At 63.4% G+C, this 14,076-nt stretch carries 14 protein-coding genes; 3 read left to right on the top strand and 11 right to left on the bottom strand.

The window, feature by feature from the left end; translation table 11 throughout:
• Positions 1 to 3: 3 nt before the first annotated feature.
• Together NKI25_RS29610 and NKI25_RS29605 are read right to left on the bottom strand one after the other, a co-directional pair.
• Entirely contained in the window at positions 4 to 600 is a 597-nt protein-coding gene (locus tag NKI25_RS29610) for a histidine phosphatase family protein (RefSeq protein WP_352623182.1), read from the bottom strand.
• Positions 597 to 1,700, bottom strand: coding sequence for an inositol-3-phosphate synthase (locus NKI25_RS29605; RefSeq protein WP_352623183.1), 1,104 nt, complete (start codon positions 1,698 to 1,700; stop codon positions 597 to 599). The genes NKI25_RS29610 and NKI25_RS29605 overlap by 4 nt, the downstream gene beginning before the upstream one ends.
• A gap of 238 nt (positions 1,701 to 1,938) precedes the next feature.
• Between NKI25_RS29605 and NKI25_RS29600 the strand changes: the two genes are divergently transcribed.
• On the top strand, positions 1,939 to 3,684 hold the full coding sequence (locus NKI25_RS29600; protein WP_352641019.1) for a hypothetical protein: 1,746 nt from the start codon (positions 1,939 to 1,941) through the stop codon (positions 3,682 to 3,684).
• Here NKI25_RS29600 and NKI25_RS29595 read toward each other — a convergent pair.
• From NKI25_RS29595 to NKI25_RS29555, 9 genes are read right to left on the bottom strand one after another with little or no spacing between them, the layout of a single operon-like run.
• Positions 3,621 to 3,914: a hypothetical protein gene (locus tag NKI25_RS29595; RefSeq protein WP_031211608.1), complete on the bottom strand. Its 294-nt coding sequence runs from the start codon at positions 3,912 to 3,914 to the stop codon at positions 3,621 to 3,623. The two genes, NKI25_RS29600 and NKI25_RS29595, sit on opposite strands and share 64 nt — an antisense overlap.
• Positions 3,915 to 3,938: 24 nt before the next feature.
• Entirely contained in the window at positions 3,939 to 4,985 is a 1,047-nt protein-coding gene (locus tag NKI25_RS29590) for a UDP-glucuronic acid decarboxylase family protein (RefSeq protein WP_352623185.1), read from the bottom strand.
• Between the two features lie 23 nt (positions 4,986 to 5,008).
• Positions 5,009 to 6,118: a CgeB family protein gene (locus NKI25_RS29585; protein ID WP_352623186.1), complete on the bottom strand. Its 1,110-nt coding sequence runs from the start codon at positions 6,116 to 6,118 to the stop codon at positions 5,009 to 5,011.
• On the bottom strand, positions 6,115 to 7,209 hold the full coding sequence (locus NKI25_RS29580) for a CgeB family protein (RefSeq protein ID WP_352623187.1): 1,095 nt from the start codon (positions 7,207 to 7,209) through the stop codon (positions 6,115 to 6,117). Before NKI25_RS29580 ends, NKI25_RS29585 begins: the two co-directional genes overlap by 4 nt.
• The gene (locus tag NKI25_RS29575; protein WP_352623188.1) at positions 7,206 to 8,336 is read right to left on the bottom strand and encodes a CgeB family protein; all 1,131 of its coding nucleotides are present in this window, start codon (positions 8,334 to 8,336) and stop codon (positions 7,206 to 7,208) included. The genes NKI25_RS29580 and NKI25_RS29575 overlap by 4 nt, the downstream gene beginning before the upstream one ends.
• A 2-nt stretch (positions 8,337 to 8,338) precedes the next feature.
• Positions 8,339 to 9,442 carry a glycosyltransferase family 4 protein gene (locus NKI25_RS29570; protein ID WP_352623189.1) on the bottom strand — a complete coding sequence of 368 codons (1,104 nt, stop codon included), beginning with the start codon at positions 9,440 to 9,442 and terminating at the stop codon, positions 8,339 to 8,341.
• Complete coding sequence (locus NKI25_RS29565; RefSeq protein ID WP_352623190.1) at positions 9,427 to 10,719, bottom strand: TIGR04295 family B12-binding domain-containing radical SAM protein; 1,293 nt, start codon at positions 10,717 to 10,719, stop codon at positions 9,427 to 9,429. The genes NKI25_RS29570 and NKI25_RS29565 overlap by 16 nt, the downstream gene beginning before the upstream one ends.
• Positions 10,716 to 11,795 carry an NAD-dependent epimerase/dehydratase family protein gene (locus tag NKI25_RS29560; protein ID WP_352623191.1) on the bottom strand — a complete coding sequence of 360 codons (1,080 nt, stop codon included), beginning with the start codon at positions 11,793 to 11,795 and terminating at the stop codon, positions 10,716 to 10,718. Before NKI25_RS29560 ends, NKI25_RS29565 begins: the two co-directional genes overlap by 4 nt.
• Entirely contained in the window at positions 11,792 to 12,898 is a 1,107-nt protein-coding gene (locus NKI25_RS29555; RefSeq protein WP_352623192.1) for an NAD-dependent epimerase/dehydratase family protein, read from the bottom strand. The genes NKI25_RS29560 and NKI25_RS29555 overlap by 4 nt, the downstream gene beginning before the upstream one ends.
• Positions 12,899 to 13,154: 256 nt before the next feature.
• Between NKI25_RS29555 and NKI25_RS29550 the strand changes: the two genes are divergently transcribed.
• On the top strand, positions 13,155 to 13,427 hold the full coding sequence (locus NKI25_RS29550; protein ID WP_352623193.1) for a hypothetical protein: 273 nt from the start codon (positions 13,155 to 13,157) through the stop codon (positions 13,425 to 13,427).
• Positions 13,428 to 13,531: 104 nt separating this feature from the next.
• Positions 13,532 to 13,861 (top strand): hypothetical protein, encoded by a 330-nt coding sequence (locus NKI25_RS29545; RefSeq protein ID WP_352623194.1) that lies wholly within the window; start codon positions 13,532 to 13,534, stop codon positions 13,859 to 13,861.
• Positions 13,862 to 14,076: the final 215 nt, after the last annotated feature.

The following is a 14,076-nucleotide window of genomic DNA, read 5'->3' as shown; positions in this document are numbered from 1 at the left end:
TCGTCAGGCAGCTTCGTTGAGTCTGATCAGCTTCGACCCCCAGTCCCCCCAAACAACCGTGGTGATCGACGCTGGGTCGATATCGAAGCGAAAGCAGTTTCCCAGCGACAGGCCGAGCACCTTGCACACGGTGGCCTTGATGACGTCGGCATGGCTGACCAGTGCGACGCCCTGGTTCTGGTAGGTGCCGCGGACCTGCTCGATCAATGAGACGACGCGTTGCTGCACGTCCAGCATGGTCTCGCCGCTCGGTGTTCTCGCCTGCTGACGCTGGTCGTTCCACACTCGCCAGTCGGCATCCTGGTTCAGCTCTTCGAAGGTCTTTCCCGACCAGGTGCCGAAGTCGATCTCATCGAGTTCCTCGCGGATCACGATCTCTCCGGCATTGCAGGCGAGCGCGATCGGGTTGGCAGTCTCCTGCGTGCGTTCGCGCGGGCTGCAGAAGATTGCCGCTATCGCCTCGCGTGCCATGCGGTCTGCCAGATGCGAGGCCTGTGCCTTGCCGGCTTCGCCGAGGCAAACGCCGGCCATCCGTCCGGCAAGATAACAGCCGACATTGTCGTGCGCGGCGTGGCGCACCAGAAAGAACGTCGTCGTCATTCCGCGGCATCGAGCATCGGCTCGTCCTTGCCGGCGATGAAAGAGAGCGTGCGCTGGCGGGCTTCCGCGTCGGTGAACTGCTCGGGCGGCGATTTCATGAAATAGCTGCAGGGACCGGTCAGCGCGCCCGCGATACCGCGGTCGAGCGCCAGCTTGGCGCAACGCACCGCATCGATGACGACGCCGGCCGAATTGGGCGAATCCCACACTTCCAGCTTGAGCTCGGCATTCAGCGGCACACCGCCGAAGGTCGTGCCTTCGACCCGGATATAGGCCCACTTGCGATCGGTCAGCCACGGGACATGGTCGCTCGGCCCGACGTGAATGTTGCCGGGCTCCAGGGGAACGTCGATCTGGCTGGTGACGGATTGCGTCTTTGAGATCTTCTTCGATTCCAGCCGCTCGCGTTCCAGCATGTTGAGGAAGTCGGTGTTGCCGCCGAAATTGAGCTGGTAGGTGCGATCGATGCGCACGCCGCGCTCGCGGAACAGGTTGGCGAGCAGCCGGTGGACGATCGTCGCACCGACCTGGCTCTTGATGTCGTCGCCGATCAGCGGCAGGCCGTGCTGCTCGAAGCGCCGGCGCCACTCCGGCCGCGAGGCGATGAAGACGGGTATGCAGTTGACGAAGGCACAGCCCGCCTCGAGCGCGCACTCGGCATAAAAGCGCGTTGCCTCCTCCGAACCGACAGGCAGATAGGACACCAGGATTTCGGCGCCGCTTTCGGCGAGGATCTTGCCGACATCGGCGACCGGCTCGTCGGCCTCCTCGATCTCGTCGCGCAGATATTTGCCGATGCCGTCCAGCGTCGGCCCGCGTTCGACGCGGGCGCCGGTAGGCGCCACATCGGCAAAGCGGAAAGTATTGTTCGGCGCGCTGTAGATCGCGTCTGCCACATCGCGTCCGACCTTGCTCTTGGCGACATCGAAAGCGCAGACCACCTCGATGTCTTTGACATGGTAGCCGCCAAGATCGGCATGCATCAGCCCGGGGATGGGCTCATTGCTCCTTGCGTCACGGTAATAGGTGATGCCCTGAATAAGGGAGGAGGCGCAGTTGCCCACGCCTACTATTCCGATCCGAACTTTCTTCGATCCCACGAAACCGCTGCCTATGCTGTTGAAGGTAAGTTCTTCGTGCCAAACCGCCTGCCTCGCTGATTGTTCCTTGCCGGCTGCAAAAATCGTGCAACCGATGGTGGATCAAAGTAGCGCTCGCCGAGTTGTGCAGTGAGGCCAACCGGGACGGACAATGATCGTCTATGGCGACCACAAGCGAATGCAGAGCGCGCAACATGTTCGCGGCTCAGCCTGCAAAGCGGCCGAGCACATTGCGGACATGCCAAGTGGGACCGAACGCCACGCAGCCCTGGTCGGCCTGTTCATCAAGGTCTCGGAACTGGTCCAGGGCCTTGCCGATGCTGAATTCGAGGCCAACGGCATGGACAGGAATTCCCGACAGCGGATCGCGGGCGCAAATCTCCTGGTCGGCTTGGCCCGGGACGTGGGCAGATCGTGGGCGGCCGGATTCGCCATCGACGGCCCGGTCGATGCCGAAGTGCCGCGAATGCTGGCCGAACTCGATTGCGATGGCGAAATCCTCATCGGCACGGCCGAGGGCTACGCCCATTACGCGCTCTATCCGGAGAGCTATTTCGTCGCCGCACGGCAGTCGGGTCTCGATGCGAACACATGCGTAATCGGCATCCGCAGCATCGGCCTGGGATTGGCAGCGATGGTGGCGGCAGCCATCGGCGCGCCGGCACCCGTCAGCGTCCGTCCGACCGGTCATCCGTTTCGCAGGCGGCTTGCCGCCGATCCGGAACTGATCGGCGGCTGGAGGACAAGGCCATCGGCCCATTTCGCTGTCGTCGATGAGGGCCCGGGCCTGTCCGGCAGCTCGTTTCACGCCGTCGTCGCATGGCTGCAAGCGCTGGATATCGATGCCGGGCGCATCCATCTGTTCCCAAGTCATTTGGGTGGGCCGGGTCCCGAGGCATCGGCGGACAGTCGTGAGGCATGGACGGTTTGCCAAAAACACACCGCGGATTTCGAACGGACTTTCCCCGCTGGATCCGCTGTCCCGACGTTGCGGGATTGGGTGGCCAGGACGGTCGGCCGCACAGCGGCCAGCCTGACCGAAACATCCGCCGGAGAGTGGCGTCGCTTGCACTATGGCTCGCTGGATCATTGGCCACCCGTCCACCGCAGCTTCGAGCGGCGAAAGTTTCTTGCTTCTGCGGGCCGGGAAAACTGGTCGGTCAAATTCGTCGGCCTCGGTGAAATCGGAATGCACAAGGCCGAGACTGCCAGGAGGCTGAATGACGCAGGCTTTGGCCCGGACATCGCCGGGCTGTGCCACGGCTTTCTCGTTGAACGCTGGATCGACGGTACAACGCTGGAGCGGGCAAGGCATTCGAAAGAAAAGGTGGTCGCTCATCTCGCGCGCTATCTGTCCTGGCGCGCAGCCAATCTGCCCGCCTCCCAACCGGGCGCCTCGCTGGAGGCGCTTGCCGACATGGCCGTGCAGAATACAAGCGAGGCTTTGGGCGAAAGCCGCGCGGCGGAGCTGCGGAACTGGTTCTCGAAACAGGCTCCACCAAAGACCATGCAGCGGGTCGAAATCGACGGGCGGCTTCATCCGTGGGAGTTCATCCTTTCGCGCAGTGGAACGCTGGTCAAGACGGACGCCCTCGATCATTGCCGATCGCACGATCTGATCGGCTGCCAGGACATCGCCTGGGACATTGCCGGCGCCCGTGTCGAGTACAGCCTCTCCGACGCAGCGACTGCGGCACTGTGCAAAGCTGTCGAGGCGACTACGTCTCGTCCCGTCGATGCCAATCTGGTCCACTACTACGAGCCCTGCTATCTCGCCTTCCAGCTTGGCTTGTGGAGCATGGCTGCACGATCTGGCGATGATCGGGAACAGATCCGGCTGGCGGCCGCGGCAAGACGTTATACCTCGATGTTGCTTCGTTTCCTGGAGAACCAAGGGGAGCTGCGGCCCTTCGACCAGGATCAGTCCAGCCGGCGCAGCATATCCGCTTCCTTTTCGAGGATGGCCGCTACCTCCTCGCGCTGAAGATGCGTCATCATCAGGCTAACACAACATTCCAGATAGGTGATGGAGGCGCGCCGCAGGAAGGCAGCCGTCTCCTTTGCGGCCATTTGTTCGATGTCTTTGGCGGATCGCTTCGGATGCACAATCGTCTCCATGCCGGTACCTTGACAGAACCAGAAGCTGGACGGGTTGTTCCCGCGACGAGAAAAAGTGACCAAATCCGAGACGACGGCGCTTTCCGTCGTGACCAAGCAGCGGCCAGACGCTCCCCGCCTTCAGGCCGGCAGGTTTTGCAGCCGGCCTGATGCAGAACGCACGGTGGCGGCAATTCGACGTCTTCTGTCGATCATCTGCGCCGTCTCAAGCTCGGCAAAATAGCCGATTGTGCGCACCAAACCCTGCCTGAGCGGCACTTTTGGCGACCAGCCGAGAAGCTTCCTTGCGCGGGAAATGTCGGGTTGCCGACGACGAGGATCGTCTTGCGGCAGAGGCAGGAATTTCAAGCCCGATTTGGTTGCGGTCATGTCTCTCACCAGGCTCGCCAGTTGCAGGATGGTGAACTCCCCCGGATTGCCCAGATTGACGGGCTGGCGCGGATTGGGATCGACCTCCATCAACCGGATCAAGCCGTCGACCAGATCGGAAACGTAGCAGAACGATCTGGTCTGCAGCCCGTCGCCGAATATCGTCAGCGGCCGTCTCTCGAGTGCCTGCATGATCAGATTGGAAACGATCCGTCCATCCGCAGGATCCATCCTGGGACCATAGGTGTTGAAGATGCGCGCTACACGGATATCGGCCTTTCCCATTCTCAAATAATCGAAGCACAAGGTTTCGGCAGTGCGCTTGCCTTCGTCATAGCAGGCGCGGGGGCCGATGCAGTTCACGTGGCCGACATAGTCTTCCTTCTGCGGATGCTGTTCGGGATCGCCATAAATTTCGCTGGTGGACGCCTGCAGGAACCGGGCGCCATTGCGGGCGGCGAGCTCCAGCAGATTGAGTGTTCCGATGACGCAAGTCCGCGTCGTATGGACCGGGTCGGCCTGGTAACGCGGCGGCGAGGCCGCGCACGCCATGTTGAAAATGCGGTCAACCGGTTCGCCAAGCTCCAACGGTCGGCAAATGTCTTGCTTGATCAGCCGAAAATCCGGACGATCGGCGATCGATGCTATGTTCTCCATGCGGCCGGTAAGGAAATTGTCGACGCAGATCACGCGCCAGCCGGCCTGGAGCATTGTCTCGCAAAGATGCGAACCGAGGAAACCTGCGCCGCCGGCGACAAGCACGGTCTTGGTCCGTCGCGCCTTTCTTGATAGCTGCATCTCTATCTTCTCCCGTCTGCGGGTCATGCTGCGCTCTCGACGTCCAGATCGAGAACAGAACGTGGCGATTTGGCCTGCGCCAGCAGCGAAACGAATTCGCGCGCTCTTGCGATGCTTGTGTGAGCCGCGAGGATGAGCAGGCGCGCCTGCCTGGCCATGGCAAGCCGGGCGCTGTCGGATTCCCCAGACAGGATGCCGATCACGTCCTCGGTCCTGCGCGCCGTGTGGATCGTTTGCCCCGGAAACAGGCTGTCCAGTCCCGCCCAGCTATCGCTGATGATCGCCGTGCCGCAGGCGGCTGCCTCGAAGAGGCGCACGCTGGGCGACCATCCGGCCGCGATCATGGAACTGCGCGTGACGTTCAACGTATAGCGTTGGCGGCTGTAAAAGGCGGCGTGATCTGCCGGCGGCAGGTGTTCGATGCGATCCACATTGTCCGGCCAGGCGATTTCGCGCGGATATTGCGAGCCTGCCACGACGAAGCGGCGCTCCGGCATGCGACGCGCCGGTTCGAACAGCAGGGCCTCCAGCGTCGCCTGGCGGTCGGGGCTGTAGGTGCCGAGATAGCCGAGATCCCAGCGGATTGGATCACCGGTTCCGTGATGCCGTTCCGGGTCCACGGAGCAGTAGAGCGGCTCGGCCCGCCTCGCGCCGAATTCCGCCGTCAGACGGGCAAGCGTCGGCCCGCCGGTGAAGGAGAAGTAGACGTCGAAATACGGGACCTGCCGCCTGGCAATGTACTCGCAATCATCGGTCGAAAGCTTTGCCAGAGTGATCGGCGTGTCGATGTCGTAGAAGCAGAACTGACCCATGCACAGCGATGCCACGACGTCGATGATTTCAGGGCCTTCGGGAACGAAGGAGCCGACGACCACGATATCGGCATCGCGCAGGCAGCGCGCAAAATTGCGGCGAAGATCATCGGTCGTTTCGTAGTAGCGCAAGGCGCAGAAATCGGGATCGCGCAGATCCCGGTGACTTGCGTACCACGGCACGTCGCGTTCGAGAAAAGTGACGCGGTGACCGAGTTCGTGGAGACCTTTAAGCAGCCCCCGAAAGGTGGTGGCGTGGCCGTTTCCCCAGGATGAGGAGAGCGACAGGCCAAGAAAGACGATGTCGAGCGGCTTCGTCATTCGGCCGCCTCCACGGTCGGACGCTCGAAATGGCGCCTGAAGATGGCGTCGGCTAGAACGGCACGTGTCGTATAGGTATGTTCGCCAAGCACGCGCCGAAGCGCCGATGTCCCGATCGCCTTAGCCCGTTCGGCACTAAGGCTTTGCATGATCTCGGCGACGTCCTCGCCATCGCGCGCGACCAGGATTTCCTCGCCGGGTTTCAGGAACAGGTCCACGCCGAGCCAGGCGTCGGTGATGAGGCATGCGCCGGCGCCCGCCGCCTCAAAAACGCGCGTCGCAGGTGAAAAGCCATTGGCCGCCATGCTGTCGCGGCTGATGTTCAGCACCGCCTTGGCCGTGACGTTCAATGCATTGTGGTCACGCGTGCCGACATGGCCGAGCCATCGGACATTGGCGGGCATCTGCTTGTCGCCCCAGCCCGATCCGCCGAGCAGGAAGCGCTGATCGGCCGAGCGGAGGGCCGGGTCGAGGAAGAAGGCCTCGACGCGCGCCTCGCGATCCGGCAGCCGGTTGCCGAGAAAGGCGAGATCGCACGCAAAGCGCATATCCTTGCCGACCGGATGATGCGTTTCCGGATCGAGCGCGTTGTAGATCGGCACGCATTCGGCCGCCCCCATTGCCCGATAGGCCCAGACCACCGGGTCGCCGCCGCCATAGGTCAGCACGAGGTCGATTTCCTGCAGCGCGCGATGCAGCGGATGGTCGGGCTCGTCGCGCAACTGGCCAAGCGTCGCCGGCGCATCGACATCCCAGAATACGGTGAGCGCATCGGCACGGGCGTGATCGAGCACCGCCCGCAACAGCGCGTCGTCGGCGAAACCGACGCCGCTCGCCTTGACGACGATATCTGCCTCCGCCGCCCGCGCCGCCACCTGCATCATGGCATGCGGAGTGGCCTCGTAGACGACGACGGCACACCAGTCCGGCGCCTCGATATCGCGGTTCTTCTGGCGATCGTAGACGTCCGGCTCGTAGAAGGTGATGTCATAGCCGAGCCTTGCCAGGGCCTTGAGCAGTCCGCGGTAATAGGTGGCCGCGCCGTTCCAGTAGGACGACAGCAGGCTTGACCCGTAAAATGCAATCTTCATTCGGCGGCCTCCGTTGCAAGGATCGTGTCCGCGGCTTGGCGGCGCCCGCATTCGGCGAGCACGCCGAACAATTGATCCGCCCGGTGCCGGCATGTGTGCCGCAAGCGGATGGTCTCGAGGCCCGATGTCGCCAGAGAAGCGGCGAGATCCGCGTCGTGCAGCACGGCGCGAAGATGACGCCGCATCTCGGAACCGTTGTTTGCAAACAGAAAATCTACGCCGGGCCTGAACAGGCGTTCGACATCGGACCACGGCGCCGAAACGAGCGGGATGCCGCAGGCGAGCGCCTCGAACATGCGGATGGTCGGGATGCCGGGCAGGCTTTCGCGGTATGGACGCCTGGGGATGTGCACTGTGATGCGGTTTGCTGCAAACGCCTTCGGCACGTCGGCGTTGGCGATCCAACCTTCGTAGTGCAGGCCGGCGGCCGCAAGGTCGGCGAGCGCTTCCCGTGGATAGCGAACGCCGTGGACAGTGCCGCTCAATCCGAGCTCACGCACCGGCTCGACCAGGAATTCCCTGATTTCGGCGCTGCGCTCGTCGTCGCCCCAATTGCCGATCCAGATCAGGTCGGCGCTGCGCTCGATTTCAGGATGGGGCTGGAACAGATGGTCATCGGCTGCCTCGTGCCAGGTAAAGACCCGCTTGCCCCATCCGGCGCGAAGATAGCTTTCCCGCAGGGCCTCCCCAAAGGCGAGCACGCCGTCGTAATGTTCAAGCTGCAAGGCAGAAATCGCTTGCGTTGCCGAGATGGCGCGATGGTGCGTGTCGTGGAACAGCAGCGTGAAACGGCCGCCAGTTGCTTTCGCCCTGCCCAGCCGCGCAACAAGGGCCGGCTCGGTCCACTCATGCACGATCACCACATCGGCGTCGGAGATCCAGGCTTCGTGGTCGAAGGCGGCGTCATAGGTGACCGGCATCAACTCGGGAAAGTCCTTCCGGAATCGCTCGATTGCGAAGGACCCTTTCTCGGCCAGCAGGTTCGACCGGCTCCAGCCGTCGGCGGGCTCCAGCGCGATAGCCTGGTGCCCGCGCGCGACCAGCTCGCGCATGATGCCGCGCAGGAAATGTGCGTTGCCGTGGTTCCAGTCGGAAACGATCGAATGGGTGTAGAATAAAAATCGCATAATCAATTATCCGCCATGGTGGCCAGGGCCGCCTTGTCGTAGACGCCGCGCATGGCGGTCGCCTGCCTTGCCAGTGAAAATCTGCGGCTTCGGCGCGCCGCCGCCTCACCGAGCTCTCGCCGGCGCTGCGCGTCATTGCAAAGGCCATTGATGCAGCTGGCGAGATCACTCGGATCGCGCACGTCGTAGAACAGGGCCGCGCCGTCCCACAGTTCCTGGTAGGTCGCGATATCGGCGAGCACCAAGGGCGTTGCCGACATTGCGGCTTCCAGCGTGGCCAGGCCGAACGGTTCGTAGAGCGACGGCGATACGAAGATACCGGCCCGCGCCATCAGCGAGCGCACTTCCTCATGTGGCACCGGACCGACGGGAACGGCGTGACTGAAGCCAACATGCTGGCCGTCCGGGCCTTGCTGCGAGCCGGCGACGAAGACCGGCCATTGCGTCAGGGAGGCGGCCTGGTCCAGCACCGCCGCATTCTTTCCTTCGTCCCACCAGCGCGCGGCGGCGAAAGCGACCGATTCCCGTCTTTCGCTCTTCGCGCCGGGCCGCGCCCCGTTGCCGACGACGCTCAGGCGGGCGATCGGCCCGTAGCAGGTTTCGAGCATGTCGGCATGGCTGCGGCTGGGTGCAACGACAATGCCTGCTTTGTCGAAACCGCGCCGGTTGCGGTCCTTCTGCCAGGCCCATTCGCCGTCCGCCGCCTGTCCCTTGACGGCGTGGAACCATGTCACCACGCAGGAATGCGACACCGCCACGACGGGGCAGGGCACGTCGAGCCCCGCGGCCTGCGTCGGCGCGTTGAGATGGACGATTTCGACGGCGTAGTCACGTATGAGCGGGTGCAGCTCCTGCTGCAGTGTGTCGAGGTCGTGCTCGTTGCGGGTCATCCAGTCCGGCGGCGTGTTGAGCCATGTCAGCGCCGCAAACGACTGGGCCTCCTCGGCCTGCTGCCTGGACGGTTCCGGACCAAGCCCGGCAAGCACGACGCTGTCCCCGCCGGCGACCAGTTGTCTGGCCAGATCGAGCGCATAGCGCCAGACGCCGCCAACGGCATCGACAGTCATCAGGATGCGGCGCGGCCGCGGGCTCAGTGTCCGCAACATGTGGCCTCCAATTCGGCCAGCGGACGCGGACGCTTCTCCTGGATGTCGCTGAACGTTCGGAAGGATGCGAGATAATGTTCATGCGCGCGCTCCCAGGCGAGATCGTCCGGCTCGCCCCAAAGTTCGCGGTAGCTCGGCGAACTCGGATAAGGATAAAGCGGCACCGGTTCGTTGGCCCAAACACCGTTGTCGATCAGGTGCTTTCGCCAATAGTCGACCAGCGCGGGATCGTCCTCGACCACGCCGATCAGGTTGGCCTGCACGAACGGCACGTGGCGCCTTGCGTCGACCAGCAGCGCGGCCAGCTCCTCGGTGCCCAGCCGGCAGCGTTTTGCCAGCATGGCGCGGCCTTCCACCGTCAGGCTTTCGAGCCCCGCCTCTATGGAGACGCAGCCGGCGGCGCCGAGCAGTCTCAGCAGTTCCGGTTTCCAGAGGTCGATACGGGTCTGCACGCCGAACTTCACATCGCGATCGACCAGTGCCTCCAGCAAAGCCTTTTGCGGCAGGAAGATCTCGTCGATGAAGTAGATGTAGCCGACGCCCTGTGCGATCAGCCGGTCGATCTCGGCGATCACTGCTTCCTGGTTCCGGCGGCGATAGGCATCGCGGAAATCGATCTTGGCGCAGAAGCTGCAATTATACGGGCAGCCGCGCGACGCCTCGACCTCCGCACCGAAACCGACCTGGTTGTCGTCGAAGCGGTGATGGTGGTGCGAATGCGCGGCAATCCAGTCCGACGGCCATTCGAGCGGTGGGTGATCGATGAACGAACTCGCATGGACGCCGCCGTTCGAGACCAGTTTTCCGTTCTCGAAACGGGCGGTGGACGGCACCGCGCTCCAGTCGTCGCGCCGGGCAAGTTCCGCGACCACTTCCTCGCATTCGCCGCGCACGACAATGTCGACGCCAAGCTTGCGCAAAGTCGGCGTCGGCGTCGCAGAGCCATGCGGCCCGACGGCGGCGGTGCGACCGCCGCGCCCGGCAAGATGATTGAGGAAATCGGCCGGCACGCGCAACTCGGGCGGTGCGCAGCGCCAGAACAGGTAGGTCGGCGCGGTGCTGACGACGGTCATGTCAGGCTCGAATGCGGCGACGCGATCGGCGAGCGCGGCGTTGTCGAGCTTCTGGATCTGCCCGTCCAGCATCAGCACCTCGTGGCCGGCTGCTTCGAGCAGCGCTTTCGAATAGCCGAGTTCGAGCGGCAGATGCGGCTGGCGGCAGCCGAAATAGATGCTGTCCTGGTACGTCCAGGACGGATTGACCAGAGCGACCCTCATGCCACGTACCTCGCCGGTTCGGGATGCGGGTCGAGGCGATGACGCTGCAGCCAGTCGGCGAGGTCGCGGATGCCGTTTTGCCACGGGACGTGCGCTTTCCACCCCAGCGCCGCCTCGATCGCGCGTGTGTCGGCGACGAAGAACGGTTGGTCGCCGGTGCGTTCGCGGTCGTAACGAATCGGAACGTCCCGTTTCGTTATGTCGCAAATCTCCTTCAGCAGCATGCGCAGGCTGACGGCGTTTTCCGGTCCGCCGCCGAGATTGAATGCTTGGCCCTTGATCGCCTCGATCCGGTCGAGCACGGCGCGGTAAGCCGCGACCGCGTCGGCAACATGGAGGATGTCGCGCACCTGCTTGCCGTCACCGTAGATGGTGATCGGCCGGTCGGAGAACGCGTTAAGCAGGAAATGGGCGACCCAGCCCTGATCCTCCGTGCCGAACTGGCGCGGTCCATAGATGCAGCTCATGCGCAGCACCGCCGTCGGCAGATCGTATGACTTGGCGTAATCGAGGACATACTGGTCCGCTGCGCCCTTGGAGCAGCCATAGGGCGTGCAGAAATCGAGGCCGCGCGTCTCGTCGACGCCGTGCGCTCGGATGCCCGCGTCGCGAGGCGCGTATCTGCCGTCTTCTTCGCGCATAGCAAGGTCGGCGAGGCGGCCATAGACCTTGTTGGTGCTGGCGAAAACGACGGGGATGCGCTTGCCGCTGCGGCGAGCGGCTTCCAGGACGTTGAACGTCCCGCGCAGGTTGATGTCGAAATCCTCGTCCGGCCGAACCAGGCTCGTGGTGACGGCGGTCTGCGCGGCAAAGTGGAAAACCGCCTTCGAACGCGCCACCAGCGGCATCAGCGCCTCGGCGTCACGGACATCGGCGATTTCGACGGCGAGGCGGTTGCCGTGCTTTTGCGTCAGCCATTCCAGGTTCTGTTCGACGCCGGGACGGCTCAGATTGTCGATGACCAGCACCGGCTCGCCGTCCGACAACAGACTGTCGGCGAGGTTCGAGCCGATGAAGCCGCTGCCGCCGATAATGGCGACGGGCGCTTCGCGAAAATTGCGTGAATCCGGTCTCATGATACCAGCCCTCGCGCTTCGAGTTCCCGCTTCATCTCGGCGCTGCGATCGATGGCGACCGTGTTACGCACCCAGGCGACGAAATCGCCGAGCGAATGCTCCAGCCGGTGCTGCGGCTGGAAGCCGAGCAGTTCGCGCGCCTTGGAGATGTCGGCAAAGCAGTTGCGGATATCGCCGGAGCGTGCCTTGCCGAGGATTTCCGGCTGGCGGCCAGGCACGCCCATTGCTTCGGCGAGCAGCCGGGCGACGTCGCTGACCGCGTAGGCTCGCCCGCTGCCGATGTTGATGACGTGGCCGCGCGCCTGGGGCTGTTCCAGCGCCAGCCGGAAGGCGAGGGCGACATCGCGTACATGAACGAAGTCGCGCTGCTGTTCGCCGTCTTCGAAAATCAGCGGCCGCTGGCCATTGGCGATGCGCGAGGCGAAGTTCGCCAGGACGCCGGTATACGGGTTCGAGAGCGCCTGTCCGGCGCCGAAGACATTGAACAGGCGCAGCGCCACCGCATCGACGCCGTAGGCCTCGCCGAAGATCAGTACGGCGCGTTCCTGGGCGTATTTCGTCAGCGCGTAAATCGAGGCGAGATCGACCGGTTTCTGTTCGTCGGTCGGCAGCGGCGACAGGACTTCACCTTCCGGCGACAGGGGATTCCATTGGCCGCTACGGATGTCGTCCGGCTGCCGTCTTGCATTGTCGATGCGCCGGCCGTCCGGCGTCGCATAGAGACCCTCGCCATAGACGCTCATCGATGAAGCAACGACGATCCGTTCGATCGGGCGTTTGATCAGCGCTTCCAGCAACGTGGCGGTGCCGAGGTCGTTGGCGCCGACATAGCGGGCGATCTCGTACATGGACTGTCCGACACCCACTTCAGCCGCCAGGTGAATGATCGCGTCGACATCGTCGACCGCCTCTGCGATGGCGTCGCGATCGCGAACGTCGCCTTTGATCAGCTTGGCGCCTGGCGGCAGGCTGATTGCCTCGCCACCATGCACCTGGTCCAGCAGCGCATCGAGAATTGAAACCCCATAGCCATGTTCAACGAGTTCCTGGGTGACGTGGCGGCCGATAAAACCGCAGCCTCCCGTGACCAGTATACGTTTCACGACAACTCCTCATACGAATGGCTTTGCCGCCCCAAACTTCCGGGCGAAAGGTTTGTTCCCTTGCTTCAACAAAGTTCAGGAGGCTCGCAGGGGTAAGTTCAACCAGGCGTGGGAACATCGAAGGCTGCTTGGTGTTAGGAGCTATGTTCGACCAACCGCGCGCACATGCCGGGCAGCGATGCATCTGCTGGTTGTGTGGAGGCAGACCGGCAACGCGGGGTCTCGCGGTCTGCGGTGGAATCGAAGGGAGATTGCGATGTCTGAATCGAAGACGACCACCGATCACGACGAAATCCGCCGTTGGGCCGAGGATCGCGACGGGCGGCCGGCGGTGGTGCGCACCAAGGGCGAGGGCGGCATACTGCGCATCGACTTCGGCGAGCCTGAAGAGACGTTCGAGCCCGTTGAATGGGACGAGTTCTTCAGGATCTTCGATGAGAACGAACTAGCCTTCCTCTACCAGGATGAGACCAGCGGCGGAAAGACCAGCCGCTTCAACAAGTTCATCGAGCGCAGCCGGAAAGGCTAACATCGTCTAGTACCCCTGCACAGAGGATTCGACGGGTTCGATGGGTTGTAGCCTGGGTAGGATATCGGGTTTGACGAGCAGTTCAATGCTGCGCGCGAGGCCCGGTGCCTGCGGATCAATCCGGCCCGCTCGAGGGTGAGCACCATCTGATGGACGGAAGGCGCGGTGACGCTGAAGAAGCGCTGCATGTGGCGTTGGCCGCAGAACTATTCGAGACGACGGAAGCGATCGAGCGCGTCCTCGTCATAAGGGATGCCTCCCAACTCTCGGGGTGCGCCGAGGCTAGACTTCGCCTGGAAAAGGCGACGACGCGCATCATCGACCATGGCGGCGGCGACTGGAGCGCTACGACTGCGAGTACAAACGCAACGGCACCGCAAACCTGTTCGTTTTCCTCGACGCGCAGCGTAAGCGCTGTTTGCCTCGCACCTTGACCACGACGCCGTTGTGCCGTTTCGAAGACTGCCGCTGTGACGGAGATGGCAACAATGCGCCAGCGAACGAACCCGCTCGCGGGAGGGGCGCGGGGTTTGAGGCGTGAGCTTCGTTGGCAGCGTCGGTGAGGCTTTAATCGATCAGGGGTGACGGACGGCCATCGGCCTCCGAGCATGAAGTGTCAACCTTCAGCTTGAGAGGAGCATCCGATGAC

Source organism: Mesorhizobium sp. M0808, from assembly GCF_040320025.1.
Classification (GTDB): Bacteria; Pseudomonadota; Alphaproteobacteria; order Rhizobiales; family Rhizobiaceae; genus Mesorhizobium.
This window is presented reverse-complemented; position numbering and strand designations above follow the sequence as displayed.